This window comes from Janthinobacterium sp. GW456P (assembly GCF_002127655.1).
Lineage (GTDB): Bacteria > Pseudomonadota > Gammaproteobacteria > Burkholderiales > Burkholderiaceae_D > Janthinobacterium.
This window is the reverse complement of sequence record NZ_NEHB01000004.1, coordinates 142,336-157,408: the sequence shown is the minus strand read 5'-3', so window position 1 is coordinate 157,408 and position 15,073 is coordinate 142,336. Positions and strand designations below refer to the sequence as shown.

The 15,073-nt window shown below is 59.6% G+C and carries 13 protein-coding genes; 8 read left to right on the top strand and 5 right to left on the bottom strand.

Features of this window, described 5'->3' with window-relative positions; translation table 11 throughout:
* Positions 1 to 113: 113 nt before the first annotated feature.
* The gene (locus tag CBW66_RS06270) at positions 114 to 587 is read left to right on the top strand and encodes an Lrp/AsnC family transcriptional regulator (protein WP_086137346.1); all 474 of its coding nucleotides are present in this window, start codon (positions 114 to 116) and stop codon (positions 585 to 587) included.
* Between the two features lie 652 nt (positions 588 to 1,239).
* Here CBW66_RS06270 and glmU read toward each other — a convergent pair.
* Complete coding sequence (gene glmU, locus CBW66_RS06265; protein ID WP_086137345.1) at positions 1,240 to 2,616, bottom strand: bifunctional UDP-N-acetylglucosamine diphosphorylase/glucosamine-1-phosphate N-acetyltransferase GlmU; 1,377 nt, start codon at positions 2,614 to 2,616, stop codon at positions 1,240 to 1,242.
* A 25-nt stretch (positions 2,617 to 2,641) separates the two neighbouring features.
* On the opposite strand from glmU, the gene CBW66_RS06260 reads away from it, so the two are divergent.
* The 5 genes from CBW66_RS06260 to CBW66_RS06240 all read left to right on the top strand — a co-directional run bounded on the left by CBW66_RS06260 (position 2,642) and on the right by CBW66_RS06240 (position 6,001).
* A complete protein-coding gene (locus tag CBW66_RS06260) occupies positions 2,642 to 3,547 on the top strand; it encodes a DUF6279 family lipoprotein (protein WP_170932845.1) in 906 nt (301 codons plus the stop codon).
* A 198-nt stretch (positions 3,548 to 3,745) separates the two neighbouring features.
* Positions 3,746 to 4,405 (top strand): 16S rRNA (guanine(966)-N(2))-methyltransferase RsmD, encoded by a 660-nt coding sequence (rsmD, locus tag CBW66_RS06255; protein WP_170932844.1) that lies wholly within the window; start codon positions 3,746 to 3,748, stop codon positions 4,403 to 4,405.
* Between the two features lie 112 nt (positions 4,406 to 4,517).
* Positions 4,518 to 5,015, top strand: coding sequence for a pantetheine-phosphate adenylyltransferase (gene coaD, locus CBW66_RS06250; RefSeq protein WP_034752633.1), 498 nt, complete (start codon positions 4,518 to 4,520; stop codon positions 5,013 to 5,015).
* Positions 5,016 to 5,029: 14 nt separating this feature from the next.
* A complete protein-coding gene (locus tag CBW66_RS06245) occupies positions 5,030 to 5,296 on the top strand; it encodes a YfhL family 4Fe-4S dicluster ferredoxin (protein WP_070218911.1) in 267 nt (88 codons plus the stop codon).
* Positions 5,297 to 5,404: 108 nt separating this feature from the next.
* The gene (locus tag CBW66_RS06240; RefSeq protein ID WP_086137343.1) at positions 5,405 to 6,001 is read left to right on the top strand and encodes a chalcone isomerase family protein; all 597 of its coding nucleotides are present in this window, start codon (positions 5,405 to 5,407) and stop codon (positions 5,999 to 6,001) included.
* A 63-nt stretch (positions 6,002 to 6,064) separates the two neighbouring features.
* Here the strand turns inward: CBW66_RS06240 and CBW66_RS06235 are convergent, their stop codons facing one another.
* Positions 6,065 to 6,370, bottom strand: a complete 306-nt coding sequence (locus tag CBW66_RS06235) for a hypothetical protein (RefSeq protein WP_086137342.1) — start codon at positions 6,368 to 6,370, stop codon at positions 6,065 to 6,067.
* A 192-nt stretch (positions 6,371 to 6,562) separates the two neighbouring features.
* Here CBW66_RS06235 and CBW66_RS06230 point away from each other — a divergent pair, with 192 nt between their 5' ends.
* On the top strand, positions 6,563 to 7,543 hold the full coding sequence (locus CBW66_RS06230; RefSeq protein ID WP_034783859.1) for a LysR family transcriptional regulator: 981 nt from the start codon (positions 6,563 to 6,565) through the stop codon (positions 7,541 to 7,543).
* 42 nt (positions 7,544 to 7,585) lie between these two features.
* Here CBW66_RS06230 and CBW66_RS06225 read toward each other — a convergent pair whose 3' ends face one another.
* A complete protein-coding gene (locus CBW66_RS06225; protein ID WP_086137341.1) occupies positions 7,586 to 9,145 on the bottom strand; it encodes a methyl-accepting chemotaxis protein in 1,560 nt (519 codons plus the stop codon).
* Between the two features lie 205 nt (positions 9,146 to 9,350).
* Positions 9,351 to 9,806, bottom strand: coding sequence for an Lrp/AsnC ligand binding domain-containing protein (locus tag CBW66_RS06220; protein WP_010393827.1), 456 nt, complete (start codon positions 9,804 to 9,806; stop codon positions 9,351 to 9,353).
* A 207-nt stretch (positions 9,807 to 10,013) separates the two neighbouring features.
* Between CBW66_RS06220 and putA the strand changes: the two genes are divergently transcribed.
* Complete coding sequence (gene putA, locus CBW66_RS06215; protein ID WP_086137340.1) at positions 10,014 to 13,667, top strand: trifunctional transcriptional regulator/proline dehydrogenase/L-glutamate gamma-semialdehyde dehydrogenase; 3,654 nt, start codon at positions 10,014 to 10,016, stop codon at positions 13,665 to 13,667.
* Between the two features lie 165 nt (positions 13,668 to 13,832).
* Here the strand turns inward: putA and CBW66_RS06210 are convergent, their stop codons facing one another.
* The gene (locus CBW66_RS06210; RefSeq protein ID WP_086137339.1) at positions 13,833 to 14,609 is read right to left on the bottom strand and encodes a 5'-methylthioadenosine/adenosylhomocysteine nucleosidase; all 777 of its coding nucleotides are present in this window, start codon (positions 14,607 to 14,609) and stop codon (positions 13,833 to 13,835) included.
* Positions 14,610 to 15,073 lie beyond the last annotated feature (464 nt).

Here is a 15,073-nt window from a genome sequence, read left to right as displayed (position 1 = left end):
TGCGTGAAATATGCTTTCTAAATCCGTATATTTTTGACTGATTATTTCACACCTATTTTGCGATGAAATTTTATTTCATTTAGAATCAATATATTTTCCAATTCATCAAAATCATGAGCGAGCACAATATTACCCTCGACGAAATCGATCGTCGCATCCTGAATGCCTTGCAAATTGATGCGTCGCAAACCAACAGCGAGCTGGCCCTGGCGGTGCACGTCTCGGCGCCCACGTGTTTGCGGCGGGTCAAGCATTTACGGGAAAACGGCATCATCGAGCGGCAAGTGGCCATCGTCGCGCCGCAGCTGGTGGGGGTGCGCCTGACGGCCATCGTGGAAATCACGCTCGATGTGCAGGCGTTTGAGCGCATGGCCGAATTCGAGCAGCTCGTGGCAGACGAGCCCGCCGTGCTGCAATGCTACCGCGTCTCGCCCGGGCCCGACTTCGTGCTGATGGTGCAGGTGGCCGACATGCCCGCCTACCACGCGCTGGCGCACCGCCTGTTTGCCGCGCACGCGAATGTGCGCAACGTGAAAAGCTATTTTTCCACGTTTCGCAGCAAGTTCGAAACGCGCATCGCCGTGTGAAACCGGCTGACAGAGAAGTTATCCCCGCTTATCCCAGTCTTTTTACCCACTTATGCACAAGTTTATCCACAGTATGAAAATCATGGATTTCCACGGCCACCGCCATCCAGCCTCGCATGAGGCCTATCTATAAATAGTCATCCGCTCCCGGATAAAACTTATCCCGTCTTATCCAGCGCTTGCCCACGCTTTAATCACAGGCTTTTGCACAGCCTTACCCACAGGCAGGCTATACAAATTTTCTAAAAATATCATTGCAATACAATGACTTATAAGTTATTCATGGCTTATACGCCAATTACGCACAAGCTTATCCACAATACAGACAGGCAAAAAACTGACGAGACTTTCGCAGCCTGCGAAACTGGCTTGCCTCCTCAAGCGCCAAACCGGGCCAGATAACTTATCCCATCTTTCCCACAGGTTTTTCACCTTTTATACGCAGCTTATACCGGGCTTATCCATCACTTGTCCGCCTGCTTGTTCACATGTTTATCCACACACCAAACCACAGTAAAAATGCTTCATGGAAATAAGGTCCTGACTTATCCCGGGTTGCCAGCCAACTTTCCACAGGATTATCCACAGGCGTAAAAAAACGCCGCCAGCCCGGACAGGCTGGCGGCGTCATGCCGGGTGAGGGCGGATTCTCTTACTTGGGGATTTTCACGGGACGCGTCCAGCCGTCAATGGTCACCTGGCGCGCGCGCGAGACGGTCAGCTTGCCCGCCGGCGCATCTTTCGACAAGGTCGTGCCGGCGCCCAGGGTGGCGCCCTTGCCGACGGTGACGGGAGCGATCAGCTGGCTGTCGCTGCCAATGAAGGCGTCGTCTTCAATCACCGTACGGAACTTGTTCACGCCATCGTAGTTGCAGGTGATCGTGCCGGCGCCGATGTTGACCTTCGAGCCGATGGTGGCATCGCCGATGTAAGCCAGGTGATTGGCCTTGCTGTGCGCGGCGATCTGGCTGTTTTTCACTTCGACGAAGTTACCGATATGCACGTCTTCCGCCAGCACCGTGCCCGGGCGCAGGCGCGCGTAGGGGCCGATGATGGAAGCGGCGCCCACGACGGCGTCCTCGAGATGGCAGAAGGGCTTGATGTGCGCGCCAGCGGCCACGGTGGCATTGATGATGACGTTGTTGGCGCCCACGCGCACGCCGTCGCCCAGTTCCACACGGCCTTCGAACACGCAGCCGACGTCGATGGTGACATCGCGGCCGCAAATGAGTTCGCCGCGCACGTCGATGCGGGCCGGGTCCATCAAGGTCACGCCCCGCTCGAGCAAGGCTTGCGCGATATTGTTCTGGTGAATGCGTTCCAGCTGGGCCAGTTGCACCTTGCTGTTGACGCCCGCCACTTCCCACACGGCGGCCGGATGCGCCGAGGTGACGGCCACGCCGTCGGCGACGGCCTGGGCAACGATATCGGTCAGATAGTATTCGCCTTGGGCATTGTCATTCGACAAGGCCGACAACCATTGTTTCAGCTGCACGGTGGGCGCGACCATGATGCCGCTATTGATCTCGCGGATGGCGCGCTCTTCTGGCGTGGCATCCTTTTCCTCGACGATGCGCACGATGGCGCCGTGCTCGCGCACGATACGGCCCAGGCCGAAGGGATCGTCCTGTTGCACGGTCAAGATGGCCAGCTTGTCCTTGCCGGCCGCCTGCACCAGTTGCTGCAGGGAAGCGGCGCTGGTCAGCGGCACGTCGCCGTACAGGATCAGGGTCGGCACGCTGTCGTCCAGCAACGCCACCGCTTGCTGCACGGCATGACCGGTGCCCAGTTGTTGCGTTTGTTCCGCAGCGTCAATCGCCAAATCTTGCTTGGTCTTGTAGCCGTCCAGCAACTTCAGCACCGCTGCGCCCCCGTGCCCGTAAATCACGCATAATCGGGACGGCGCCAGGACGCGCGCCGTGTCGATGACGTGCGACAACAGCGGCTTGCCCGCCAACGGGTGCAATACCTTGGGCAGTGCCGACTGCATGCGTTTGCCCATACCGGCAGCGAGAATGACAACGTTCATAGACCGTCTTTTATAAGTTAAGAATATGAAAAATTTTAACACGCAGGCTCCGTCTTCCACGCGCTTCCAGCGGTTTACTTATGCCGTGCTGGCCATCCTGCTTGTCGTCATGGCCGGCTGCAGCGGCTTGCGCCTGGCCTACAACAACGGCGATACCGTGTTGTACTGGTGGCTGAACGCGTATGTCGACCTCGACCGCGACCAGAAGGGCTGGGTGCGCGAAGACATCGACAAGCTGTTCGACTGGCACCGCAAGACGCAATTGAAGGATTACGTGGAAATCCTGCGCACGGGCCAGAAGCAGCTGCAAGGCAATACCACGCAGGCGGATCTGATGGCCGACTACGGCGAGATCAAGCAACGCACCCAGGCGTTGCTGCTGAAGGCGGCGCCCGAGCTGGCCGACCTGGCGCGCTCGCTCAAACCCGAGCAGATTGCGCAGATGGAAAAGAAGTTCAAGTCGAACAACGAGGATTACCGCAAGAAATACCTGAGCGGCGACCAGGAAAAGCGCCAGAAACTGCGCTACAAGAAAGCCATGGAGCAATTCGAACTGTGGTTCGGCGGCTTCAGCAGCGAGCAGGAAGCCATCATCCGCAAGGCGTCCGACGCGCGTCCGCTGAACAATGAGATCTGGCTCGACGAACGCATGCGGCGCCAGCAGAATGTGTTGAACCTGGTAAAGAAAGTCCAACAGGAAAAACTCGGCAAGGAAGCCACCGCGGCCTTGATCACGACCCTGATCAAGGACAGTTTCGAGCGCCTGGAACACTCGGAGCGCAAGGCCTTTTTTGACGCCTACGAAAGCAGCACGGCGCAGATGGTCTTGACGGTGATCAAGATCGCCACGCCGGCGCAAAAAGCCCATGCCGTCAAGCGCATGCAGGGCTGGATCGACGATTTCAATTCCTTGGCCACGCAAGCCAAATAGCCAGGCAGCGCCAGCAGGGGAGATGGGGGCCATATGCTATAGTGGCCGCCATCGAATTGAAGAAATGGAACGCCTGACAAAACCGTAGCGAGCGGCAGTGAGCTGTGGCTAAGAAGCGCAGCTGTGCGAATGCACAGTGAGCATCGCAGGCCGCAAATCGCAACGCGCAGTAGGTTTTGTTAGGTGTTCTAAATGCCCATGCAAAAGAAAACTAAAAAACCCGCCAAAGTCCCCGTCCACCACGCGCCGCCACCGAACCAGGTGCGCATCATCGGCGGTCAGTGGAAGCGCTCCGTGCTGCCTGTTTTGCAGGCACTGGGCTTGCGCCCGACGCCGGACCGCGTGCGTGAAACCGTGTTCAACTGGATCAACCACTTGCGCGACGGCGACTGGGCCGACGCCCAGGTGCTGGACCTGTTCGCCGGCAGCGGCGCACTGGGCTTCGAGGCGGCCAGCCGCGGCGCAGGCGCCGTCACCATGGTCGACACGCATACGCCCGTGATCCGCCAGCTGGAAGAAAACAAGACGAAATTACGCGCTGACAATGTCCAGCTGCTGCGCGGCGACGCCCTGCTGACGGCGCAAGGCCTGGCAGCGCGCGGCCAGCGTTACGACCTGATCTTCCTTGACCCGCCTTACCAGCAGGATTTCCTGGCGAAAGTATTGCCCCTGTGCGCCAACCTGCTCAAGGAAGGCGGCATCGTGTACGCGGAATCGGGCTTGCCGCTGGTCTTCGATGAAGCCAGCGCACTGGAAAAGCCCGAGTGGATGGCGCCATGGGAAGTCATCCGCGCCGACAAGGCTGGCACCGTTTATTATCATTTGCTAACTTACAACAAAGTGCCGGCAACGGCCTGAATCTGCCTATAAATGAGGCAAAAAGGCGCCCTGCCCCGAGGCGCAGCAGCAAGGTGATCACCAATTTCAGGCATAATGCGCGTCTATATTGGTGCATCATCAGGGAGCCGCAATGGTTGTAGCCGTTTATCCAGGAACATTCGATCCGCTCACGCGCGGTCATGAAGATTTGGTGCGCCGCGCATCGGGTCTGTTTGACAAGCTGATCGTCGGTGTGGCCGACAGCAAGAACAAGCAACCGTTTTTCTCGCTCGACGAACGCCTGGAAATCGCCAACGAAGTGCTGGGCCACTATCCGAATGTGCAAGTGGAGAGCTTTTCCGGCCTGCTCAAGGATTTCGTGCGCAAGCATGAAGCGCGGGTCATCGTGCGCGGCTTGCGCGCCGTCTCCGACTTCGAATACGAATTCCAGATGGCGGGCATGAACCGCTACCTGCTGCCCGATGTCGAAACCATGTTCCTGACGCCGTCCGACCAGTACCAGTTCATTTCCGGCACCATCGTGCGCGAAATCGCGGCGCTGGGCGGCGACGTCTCCAAGTTTGTCTTCCCCTCGGTGAACCGCTGGCTGCAAAACAAGATTGCCGCCAACGCTGCCTCATCGCAATAAGTAAGAGTGAAATCATGGCATTACTGATCACCGACGAATGCATCAATTGCGACATTTGCGAGCCCGAGTGCCCGAATGACGCGATCTACATGGGTGCGGAAATCTACGAAATCGATCCCAACAAGTGTACCGAATGCGTGGGCCACTTTGACGAGCCGCAATGCCAGCAAGTGTGTCCCGTCAGCTGCATCCCCTTCAATCCCGCCTGGCGCGAAAGCCCGGAGCAATTGATGGCCAAGTACGAGCGCCTGCAGGCGGAACTGCCTGCCGCCAAACCCTAAGCATTTCTTCCTCGCCACTTCTGCGTGGCGCCAGCTTCTGCCAACTGTTCTACACTGTGTGTTTGTGCGGACTTATCCACAGCACATGTTTCTCTACGGAGGCAGAAGATGCAAATACGCACATCCCGTGTGGGCCGCTCCCTCGCTGCCGCCTGCCTGTGCGCCGCCCTGGCGCAACCAGCGCTGGCCGTCGAGGTGGGCGGCGTCAAGCTGGACGACACGGTGCAGCTGGCCAGCCGCGAGTTGAAACTCAACGGCGCCGGCGTGCGCTACAAGGTCATCTTCAAGGTCTACACGATTGCGCTGTACCTGCCGGAAAAGAAAACCCAGCTGGCCGACATCCTGGCGTTGCCCGGGCCGCGCCGCCTGGAAATCGTCATGCTGCGCGACATCACGTCCGACGAGCTTGGGCAAGCCTTCATGCAGGGCTTGAAGCGCAGTTCCGACCAGGCCGACCGCACGCGCCTGCTGAGCCAAACGATGCAGTTTGGCGCCATGTTCGAAACGGTGCCCGGGCTGAAAAAGGGCGACATCCTGACCGTGGACTGGCTGCCGGAAGAGGGGACGTTATGCAAGCTGAACGGCAAACAGGTGGGCGAGACGGTGCCGGACCTGGCCTTTTACAATGCGCTGCTGAAAATCTGGATCGGCGCCCATCCGGCCGACACGGTATTGCGCGCGCATTTGCTGGGCGACGTGGCGTAATCGGCTGGCGGCAGGCGTAAAAAAAGCCGGCGCAGGCCGGCTTCTCATTTGCACGTTGATCGCTCAGGCGCGCGTCGACAGGGCGCGCAATTCGGCGGCGTTGCTTGGCGACACGCCATCCATCTTGCCCAAGGTACGCTGCAAGGCTTGCGCTTCGCGCATCTGCTGGCGCGCCAGGCGCTCTTCGCGGCTCAGCTTGGGACGCACCACCAGCACCATGGCGCGGGCAATGCCCACCAGCAAAGGCTTGAACAGCAGGGCGAAGGTGCCCACGGCAACGATCACCAGCACGAGTTGCAGGGCATTCAGCAGGGAAATCTCCAGCACGGGTGCGGATACTGCGTACAGGGCGGAGGCGAAGGTAGACATACTGTTCCAGTGCATTATAGAATTTGCCAGTACTATAGTGCAGTGCAACATATAAATCTAATTCCATTTCTTGATACCAATTATATGAATCGTGAATGGAAAACTGTAATATTTTTTTACGAGTGAAAATATTCGTGCCCGGCGCGGTTTACACTCTTAAGTAATCAATTCAACTTTTATCTTGGGCTTTCCATGAGTTTTCTGACGCTGGATCTGAACTTGCTGCGTGTTTTCGACGCCGTCATGACGGAACAAAACCTGACGCGCGCAGCGGGCCACCTGGCGATGACGCAGCCGGCGGTATCGAACGCCATCAAACGCCTGCGCGAGAGCCTCGGTGACGAATTGCTGATCCGCACGGCGTATGGCGTGAAACCCACGCCCCGCGCCGAAGCGTTGTGGCCGTCCGTGCGCTCGGCCCTGGCCAGCCTGGAGGCGGCCGTCACGCCGGAAACCTTCGACGTGTCGAAGACGCACGCCACCTTCCGCATGGCCATGGCCGACGCGACGGCCGCCTTCTGGCTGCCCTCGCTGATGCGCTCGATCGAACGCGAAGCGCCTGGCGTCAACGTGCGCATGATGCCGCTGACCACGCGCGAACCGCGGCCCATGCTGCTGCGCGGCGACATCGACCTGGCCGTGGGCTTCTTTCCCGGCGTGGCGGCGCAACTGTCGAGCGAGACGGGTTCGCCCATCCGCCACGAACGCCTGTATTCCGGCAAGTATGTATGCGTGATGCGGCGCGGCCATCCGCTGGCCGACAAGGAATTGACCCTGGATAACTATTGCGCGGCCAACCATTTATTGGTGAGCTTTTCCGGCCGCGCGCATGGCTTGATCGACGAGGCGCTGTCGCAGATCCACCGCGAACGGCGCATCCTGCTGACGGTCAACCAGTTCTTCACGGCCGGGCGCGTCGTCGCCAATTCCGACCTGATCACCGTCTTGCCGCGCCATCTGATCGCCTCGACGGGCATGACGGAATCCCTGCTGTACAAGGATTTGCCGTTGACCTTGCCGGCCGTCCACCTGGACATGCTGTGGCACGAGCGCGACGCCCGCAGCCCCGCCCACAAATGGCTGCGCAATCACCTGGAAAGCATGAACACGCCCACGTTACGGACGGCCACGGCGGCCGGCGGCGGCGTGGCGCCGAAACCGCATGTCGAATAAAACCTGCTACGGAACAAACGCCTGATGTCTCAGGCGTTTTTTTTATGCATGGCTGCTGGAGCGGTAACCGATGCGGAAACCGCCCCAGTGCTTGCCCTCGACGTGGATGGGCACGGATAAATCGTGCATGACTTCGCCCGTGTCGCGTTTATAGGTCTGCAACAGGAAGGGCTTGGTATTGCTGCCGCAGCGCTTGCCCGTGCGGTCGCTGAAGATGCGCTTGGTGCGGTTATTCACGATATCGGTCGCGTAGTCACCCGTCAGCGGCTGGGAAAACTTCTTGTTATGCGTTGGAAAATAGCCATTGTTGTCGACGGCGCCCGCATAGGCCAGATGGGGTAGTGCGGCCAGCACGCCTTCCTGCAGGTCCGGCAGCACCTTGTCCGTAAACGCGTCGAACTTGGTGTTGTGCTTGGGCGGATTGGTGTTCGGGATGGGCCGGTAGTGGCGGTCAAACARCGCTTCGCGCGTGATACGCCCCGAGGCGATCGCCTGCTCGAACAGTTTGCCCACCTCGCGCGCGGCGCGCTGGGCCGCCTCGCGGATCTCGTCGTGCGGCGTGGCCACGCTCGATTCGCCCAGCGCGCCGGCGATCACTTCGGCCCGCTCGGCCAGGGCCATGGCCGACTGCGTGGCGCGCGGCAATTCGGCATTCGTCGACAGCATGCTGTCGCGGATTTGCCCGATGGCGTCGGCGATCAGCTGCGTCGTGTCGACGTGTTCGCGCGAAGCGCGGGCGATTTGCCCGATCTCGTCCTCGGACTCGCCCGACGATTCCTCGATATGGCTGAGCGAGGCATGCACGCTTTCCACATTGCGCGCCGCTTCCGTGACACCGGCCGCCAGCGAACTCATGCCGCGCGCGGCTTTTTCCGACTGTTCATTGATTTCGCGCACCATCACGCTGATTTCATCGGAGGCTTCCTTGGTGCGCTGCGCCAATTGCCGCACTTCGCCGGCCACCACGGCAAAACCGCGCCCGTGTTCGCCGGCGCGCGCCGCCTCGATGGCGGCGTTCAGCGCCAGCAAGTTGGTGCGCGCGGAAATATCGGAAATGGCTTCCGTAAAGCCCGTGATGCGCTTGGATTTTTCCTGCAAGCTCAGCATGGAGCTGGAAGCGCCTTGCGCTTCCTCGCGCGCATGATTGATGCGGCGCAAACCCTGATCCACTTCGGCGCGCGCCGCCACGCTTTCCACGCGCACACCGGCGGCCACTTTGGCGGCCCGTTCCGCATTGGCGGCGATCTTTTCCGTCATCGCGGCATTTTGTACGGAGCTGTCGGCGATGTCGCTGGCCGTGCGCACGTCGAGTTCCACCTTCTGTTTGACGGAATCGACAAAATACGAAGTTTCCGCCGCGCCGATCATGATGGCATCGATGGCATTGCCCACGGTGTCGGCAAACTGGTTTAAACCCGCTTCGCCGCGCGGACGGCCGGCAAACGCCAGCAGCGCGGCGCCGATGGCGGCGGCCACGCAAGCGATCAGATACGGATGGTCGCCGCCCGACAGCAGCAACAGATAGGCCAGGCCACAGGCGACGGCCATGGCCAGGATCGTGAATACAAAGAAACGCACCAGCTGATGCTGCAACTGCTTCATTTGTCCCCCGCTGCGCGAACCCGTCACGTCCCGTTGAAGGGGACGTGCTGTCACCGTATGCAGGTGGGCACGATTGCCCGCCTTGCACCCTGAACCTACCGTCTGCGCGGCGTTTCAGGCGGCTACCGGATAGCAGAATTGTGGTTCTACCCTACAACATTTGTTCCGATAGCTCAATCAGAAAAGTGGGGCGGCTACACCAAGGTCACTTAATTGGCAATTTGGTGGTGTTTTTGACCTCTTCCATGACGGCATAAGTGTGGGTTTCCCGCACACCTTTCTGCAACAAGGTCTTGCCCAGGAATTCGCGGTAGGCGGCCATGTCCTTGACGCGCGCCTTGACCAGGTAATCGAAACCGCCGGCCACCATATGACATTCCAGTACCTCTGGAATGATTTGTACGCTATGCTTGAAGGCGTCGAACACTTCCGGTGTCGTGCGATCGAGCACCACTTCGATGAACACCAGCAGCGACACGTCGAGCAGCTGCGGGTTCAGCTGGGCCGTATAGCCCATGATGTAACCGGATTCGTGCAGCTTGCGCACACGCTCAAGGCAGGCGGCAGGCGACAGGTTCACGCGCGCGGCCAGCTCCACATTGCTGATGCGTCCATCGCTCTGCAATTCCATCAAGATTTTCTTACTGATCTTGTCCAGCATTCCTATCACCCCCAAATTAATATTATTTGGTTAAATTGTCGCATCAAAAACTATCTATTGCTAGTCCCCTGTATTACCAGAATTAATCCATAAGAATCCCCTTTACAATCGAATCATCTTAACGTCCGACTTTCTGTATTTTTTTGCACCAAAAAAGAGCAAGAATTACGTCAGTTTTCGTCCCCTTTTTCCTTGTAAAGAGCACTTATGCACCCTGCAGGCCCCTCGGCTTTTACCCCGATTCCTTTTGCTGCGTTCCAGGCAGAAATCCTGCCCGAAGCGACACCACAACGCGCCGCCATCACCGCCGCCTATAGGCGCGACGAGGTTTCCGCAGTGCAGTGGCTGTTGCAACAAGTGCGCCCCAGCAGCACCGAAACGACGGCCGAAGGACAAGCGCTGGCGCACCGCCTGGTCTCGAACGTGCGCCAAAAACGCACACGCGCGTCCGGTGTCGATGCACTGATGCACGAATTCTCGCTATCGTCGGAAGAGGGTGTTGCATTGATGTGTCTGGCGGAAGCGCTGTTGCGTATACCCGACAGTCAAACGGCCGACCGCTTGATCGCCGACAAAATCAGCAAGGGCGACTGGAAGAAGCATCTGGGCGAATCGCCGTCGCTGTTCGTCAATGCCGCCACCTGGGGCTTGCTGATTACGGGCAAACTGGTCAGTACCAGCAGCGAATCGGGCCTCGGTTCGGCCATGACCAAGCTCATCGCCAAAGGCGGCGAACCGCTGATCCGCAAGGGCGTCGACCTGGCCATGCGCATGCTGGGCAACCAGTTCGTGACGGGCCAAACCATCGAGGAAGCGTTGAAAAACAGCCGCGAGAATGAAACGCGCGGCTACCGCTACTCCTACGACATGCTGGGCGAGGCGGCCCTGACGCAAGCCGACGCGGCCAATTACTACGCTTCGTACGAAACGGCGATCCACGCCATCGGCAAGGCCTCGAACGGACGCGGCATCCGCAACGGCCCCGGCATTTCCGTGAAACTGTCGGCCCTGCACGCGCGCTACAGCCGCGCCCAGCGCGCCCGCGTCCTGGAAGAATTGCTGCCGAAGGTCAAAGCGTTGCTGCTGCTGGCAAAACAGTACAACATCGGCTTCAACATCGATGCGGAAGAGACGGACCGCCTGGAGCTGTCGCTCGACCTGATGGAAGCACTTGCCTTTGATACAGATTTGGCCGGCTTCGACGGCATCGGCTACGTGGTGCAGGCGTATCAGAAGCGCTGCCCCTTTGCCATCGATTTCCTGATCGACCTGGCGCACCGCAGCGGCCGCAAGTTCATGGTGCGCCTGGTGAAGGGCGCGTACTGGGATGCGGAAGTCAAGCGCGCGCAAGTCGATGGCCAGGAAGGCTATCCCGTCTACACGCGCAAGGTCTACACGGACGTTTCTTACCTCGTGTGCGCGCAAAAACTGCTGGCTGCCAGCAGTCTGATCTACCCGCAATTTGCCACCCACAACGCGCAAACCCTGTCGACCATTTATACCTGGGCGAAACGCGACGGCATTACCGACTACGAGTTCCAGTGCCTGCACGGCATGGGCGAAACCCTGTACGACCAGGTCGTCGGCCCCGACAACCTCGACAAGCCGTGCCGCATCTACGCCCCCGTCGGCTCGCATGAAACCCTGCTGGCCTACCTGGTGCGCCGTTTGCTGGAAAACGGCGCCAACTCTTCTTTTGTGAACCAGATCGTCGACGAAAGCGTGGCCATCGATAGCCTGATCCGCGATCCGCTGGAACAGGCGCGCCTGCAGGGCGGCTTGCCGCACCCGTCGATTCCGCTGCCGCTGGACATGTTCGGCAGCGAGCGCAGGAACTCGGCCGGCCTGGACCTGTCGAATGAAGATACCTTGCGCACCCTGGCCACCGGCTTGGCGCAGCAGCAGACATGGCAGGCAGCGCCGCTGATCGATGGCGCCGTCAGCCTGAATACGCCGATGCAAGTCATCCACAATCCGGCCCAGCACGACGATGTCGTGGGCAAGGTCATGGAAGCCGGCCCGGCCGACGTGGAAACGGCGCTGGCCAGCGCCGCTGCGTACGCCATGGATTGGCAAACCACGGAACCGTCGCTGCGCGCGCAAGCCTTGCTGCGCGCGGCCGACCTGTTCGAAGAACATCACATCGAGCTGATGGCCCTGGCCGTGCGCGAAGCAGGCAAGTCGCTGCCGAACGCGATCGCGGAAATCCGCGAAGCCGTCGACTTCCTGCGCTACTACGCGGCGCAGGTGGAACACGCGCCGAACACCCTGGCGCTCGGTCCCGTCACCTGCATCAGCCCGTGGAATTTCCCGCTGGCCATCTTTACGGGCCAGCTGGCCGCCGCCCTGGCAGCCGGCAACGTGGTGCTGGCCAAGCCGGCCGAGCAGACTCCGCTGATCGCCCACCGCGCCGTGCAATTGCTGCATGCGGCGGGCGTGCCGCGCGGCGCGCTGCAATTCCTGCCCGGCAGCGGAGAAGTCGTTGGCGCCGGCCTGTGCAATGACGCGCGCGTGAAAGGCGTGATTTTCACGGGCTCGACGGAAGTGGCGCAATTGATCAACCGCAACCTGGCCACGCGTGCCGTGGCCGAAGGCATCGATATTCCCCTGATCGCCGAAACGGGCGGCCAGAACGCCCTGATCGTCGATTCGTCCGCTCTGCCGGAACAGGTGGTGCAGGACGTGATGTCGTCCGCCTTCGATAGCGCCGGCCAGCGCTGCTCGGCCTTGCGCGTGCTGTTCCTGCAAACGGAAATCGCCGACAAGACCATCCATATGCTGAAAGGCGCCATGCAGGAATTGCGCGTTGGCAATCCTGACCGCCTGGCGACCGATATCGGTCCCGTCATCGATGCGGAAGCGCAGGGCAACCTGCTGGCGCACATCAACAAGATGAAAACCATGGCCATCGACCATTATTCGCTCGATTTGCCGACCGTCAAAGGCACGTTTGTCGCGCCGACCGTGCTGGAAATCAAGTCGCTGACGCAGCTGACGCAGGAAGTCTTCGGCCCCGTGCTGCACGTGATCCGCTACAAGCGGGCCGAACTGCCGCAACTGGTGCAATCGATCAACGACAGCGGTTACGGCCTGACCCTGGGCATCCATACGCGCATCGACGAAACCATCGCCTTCATCACCCAGCGCGCGCACGTGGGCAATATTTATGTGAACCGCAACATCGTTGGCGCCGTCGTCGGCGTGCAGCCGTTCGGCGGCGAAGGCAAATCGGGCACCGGCCCCAAGGCGGGCGGCCCGCTGTATCTGAAACGCCTGCAGCGCAATGCGCCGGCCGGCGCGCAGCACCAGCGCCAGGCGCCGCCGGCGCTCGACGCGCTGACCGTGTGGGCGAAGATGCACGGCCACGACCAGGTTCAGCAGTTGGCGCAGGACTATGCGCGCACCACCCTGCTGGGCAGCACCACCGTCTTGCCAGGCCCGACAGGCGAGCGCAATACCCTGAGCTTTGCCGCGCGCGGCACGATTCTGTGCGCGGCGGCCACGTCCGGCACGCTGATGAACCAGCTGGCGGCCGTCCTGGCCACCGGCAACCAGGCCCTGGTGCTGGCACAATCTCCCGAGCTGATTCCGGGCGACTTGCCGGCGGCGCTGAAGGACCGCATCCAAGTCGTCAGCAGCCTGGAGTCGGTCAAGCATGATTTCCAGATCGCCATGATCGAACCGAGCCTCGATGGCCAGCTCAAACCGCTGCTGGCGGCCCGGGAAGGGGCCCTGGTGGCCACCATCGCCACCACGCAGGACGGTGCCATCCCCCTGTGGCGCCTGGTCGCTGAGCGGGCGCTGTGCGTGAATACGACGGCAGCCGGTGGTAACGCCAGTCTGATGATGCTCAGCGTCTAAAGGAACCCGAGAAAAAGTCCATGGCGTTGTTGCCTTGCCTGGCCGTACATTCGTACTGCCTGCGGCAAGGCGCCTAGCCCTGAATATTTTTCAGGCTCCTTTATTGAAATAAGAAGGGCAGAACCAGTGGTTCTGCCCTTTTTTTATGCACCGGGCATTCAATGATCAGCGTGCCAGGCGCTGGCACAGCTGCTGGATCACCGTCAACGCATAGGGCGAGGCGACGCTCTGCACGAAACGCATGAAGTCGACTGCCGCCTCTTCGTTGGCGTTGTCGGAAATGGTGCGCATGACCGTAAACGGCACACCGAGTTCAAAACACACTTGCGCCACGGCCGCGCCTTCCATTTCGACGGCCAGCAAGTCGGGAATATCCGCCTTCAGCTGGTTGATATGCGCGGCGCTGCCGATGAACTGGTCGCCGCTGGCGATCAGGCCGCGGTGCACTTGCGCGTGCTGCAAGCCAAATTGCACGATATCGGCCGCCTTGAGCACGCTGGACACATCGTCCCGCAGGAAATCTTCTGCGGCGGCAGCCAGTTGCGTGCTCAGTTCCAGGTCCGTGGCGAAGCGCTGCAGTCCCGTCAGCGGCACTTCGAAGCGGGGAAATAAAGGACGCGCGTCCATATCGTGCTGCAGCAGCGATTCGGCCACCACGATATCGCCGACTTTCACGTGTTTATCCCCACTGCCGCCCACGCCGGTGAAGACGATGTGGGTAACTCCGTACTTTTCCACAAGGATAGAAGCTGTCATGGCAGCGGCAACCTTGCCCAGACGCGACAGGACGCACACAGCGTCGATATTCCACAGGGTTCCCAGGGTGTAGTCGCGCATGCCGTGCGAACGCCTCTGAGGGCCTTGCATGGCTTCTACCAGCCCCTGCTGTTCTTCGTGCAAGGCACTGATGATGCCTAAACGCATTTTTTTGTGTGAATTCATGCTGTTTTTACAGGTTTTTTGAATTGCAAAACGGTTTACAGGGTGAAAACAGCCGTTTCGGTGACTTTTCCACCGTTCGCGTTTGTTTCTGTGTTTTAAATAAAGATGTATACATAAAAATAGTAGTGATAGTAAACGGCGATTTTTTTGTGGATAAGTCGGTATACCACCTAAAAATCATCGACTTAGCGCACAAAAAAGTAGGCGCACAAGCATTGTATCCAGCGAGGACTTGTTTGGGATAAAAATTGGCTTGTGGACAAAGATCGACTTTTCCCACATCTCATCCTGTGGATATGCAGGCACTTATCCACACCAGCAAGCAAAAATCGCGTTTTTTTTTGCTGCAGTGACATGTTTGATGGGATTTGCGTGCACTGATCCTTGTCTGGCAATCAAAGCTGAGCGATCACGAACGCGCTTCTTTCACGAACATCGGCCTCCAGGTGATTCCTGGAAAACGG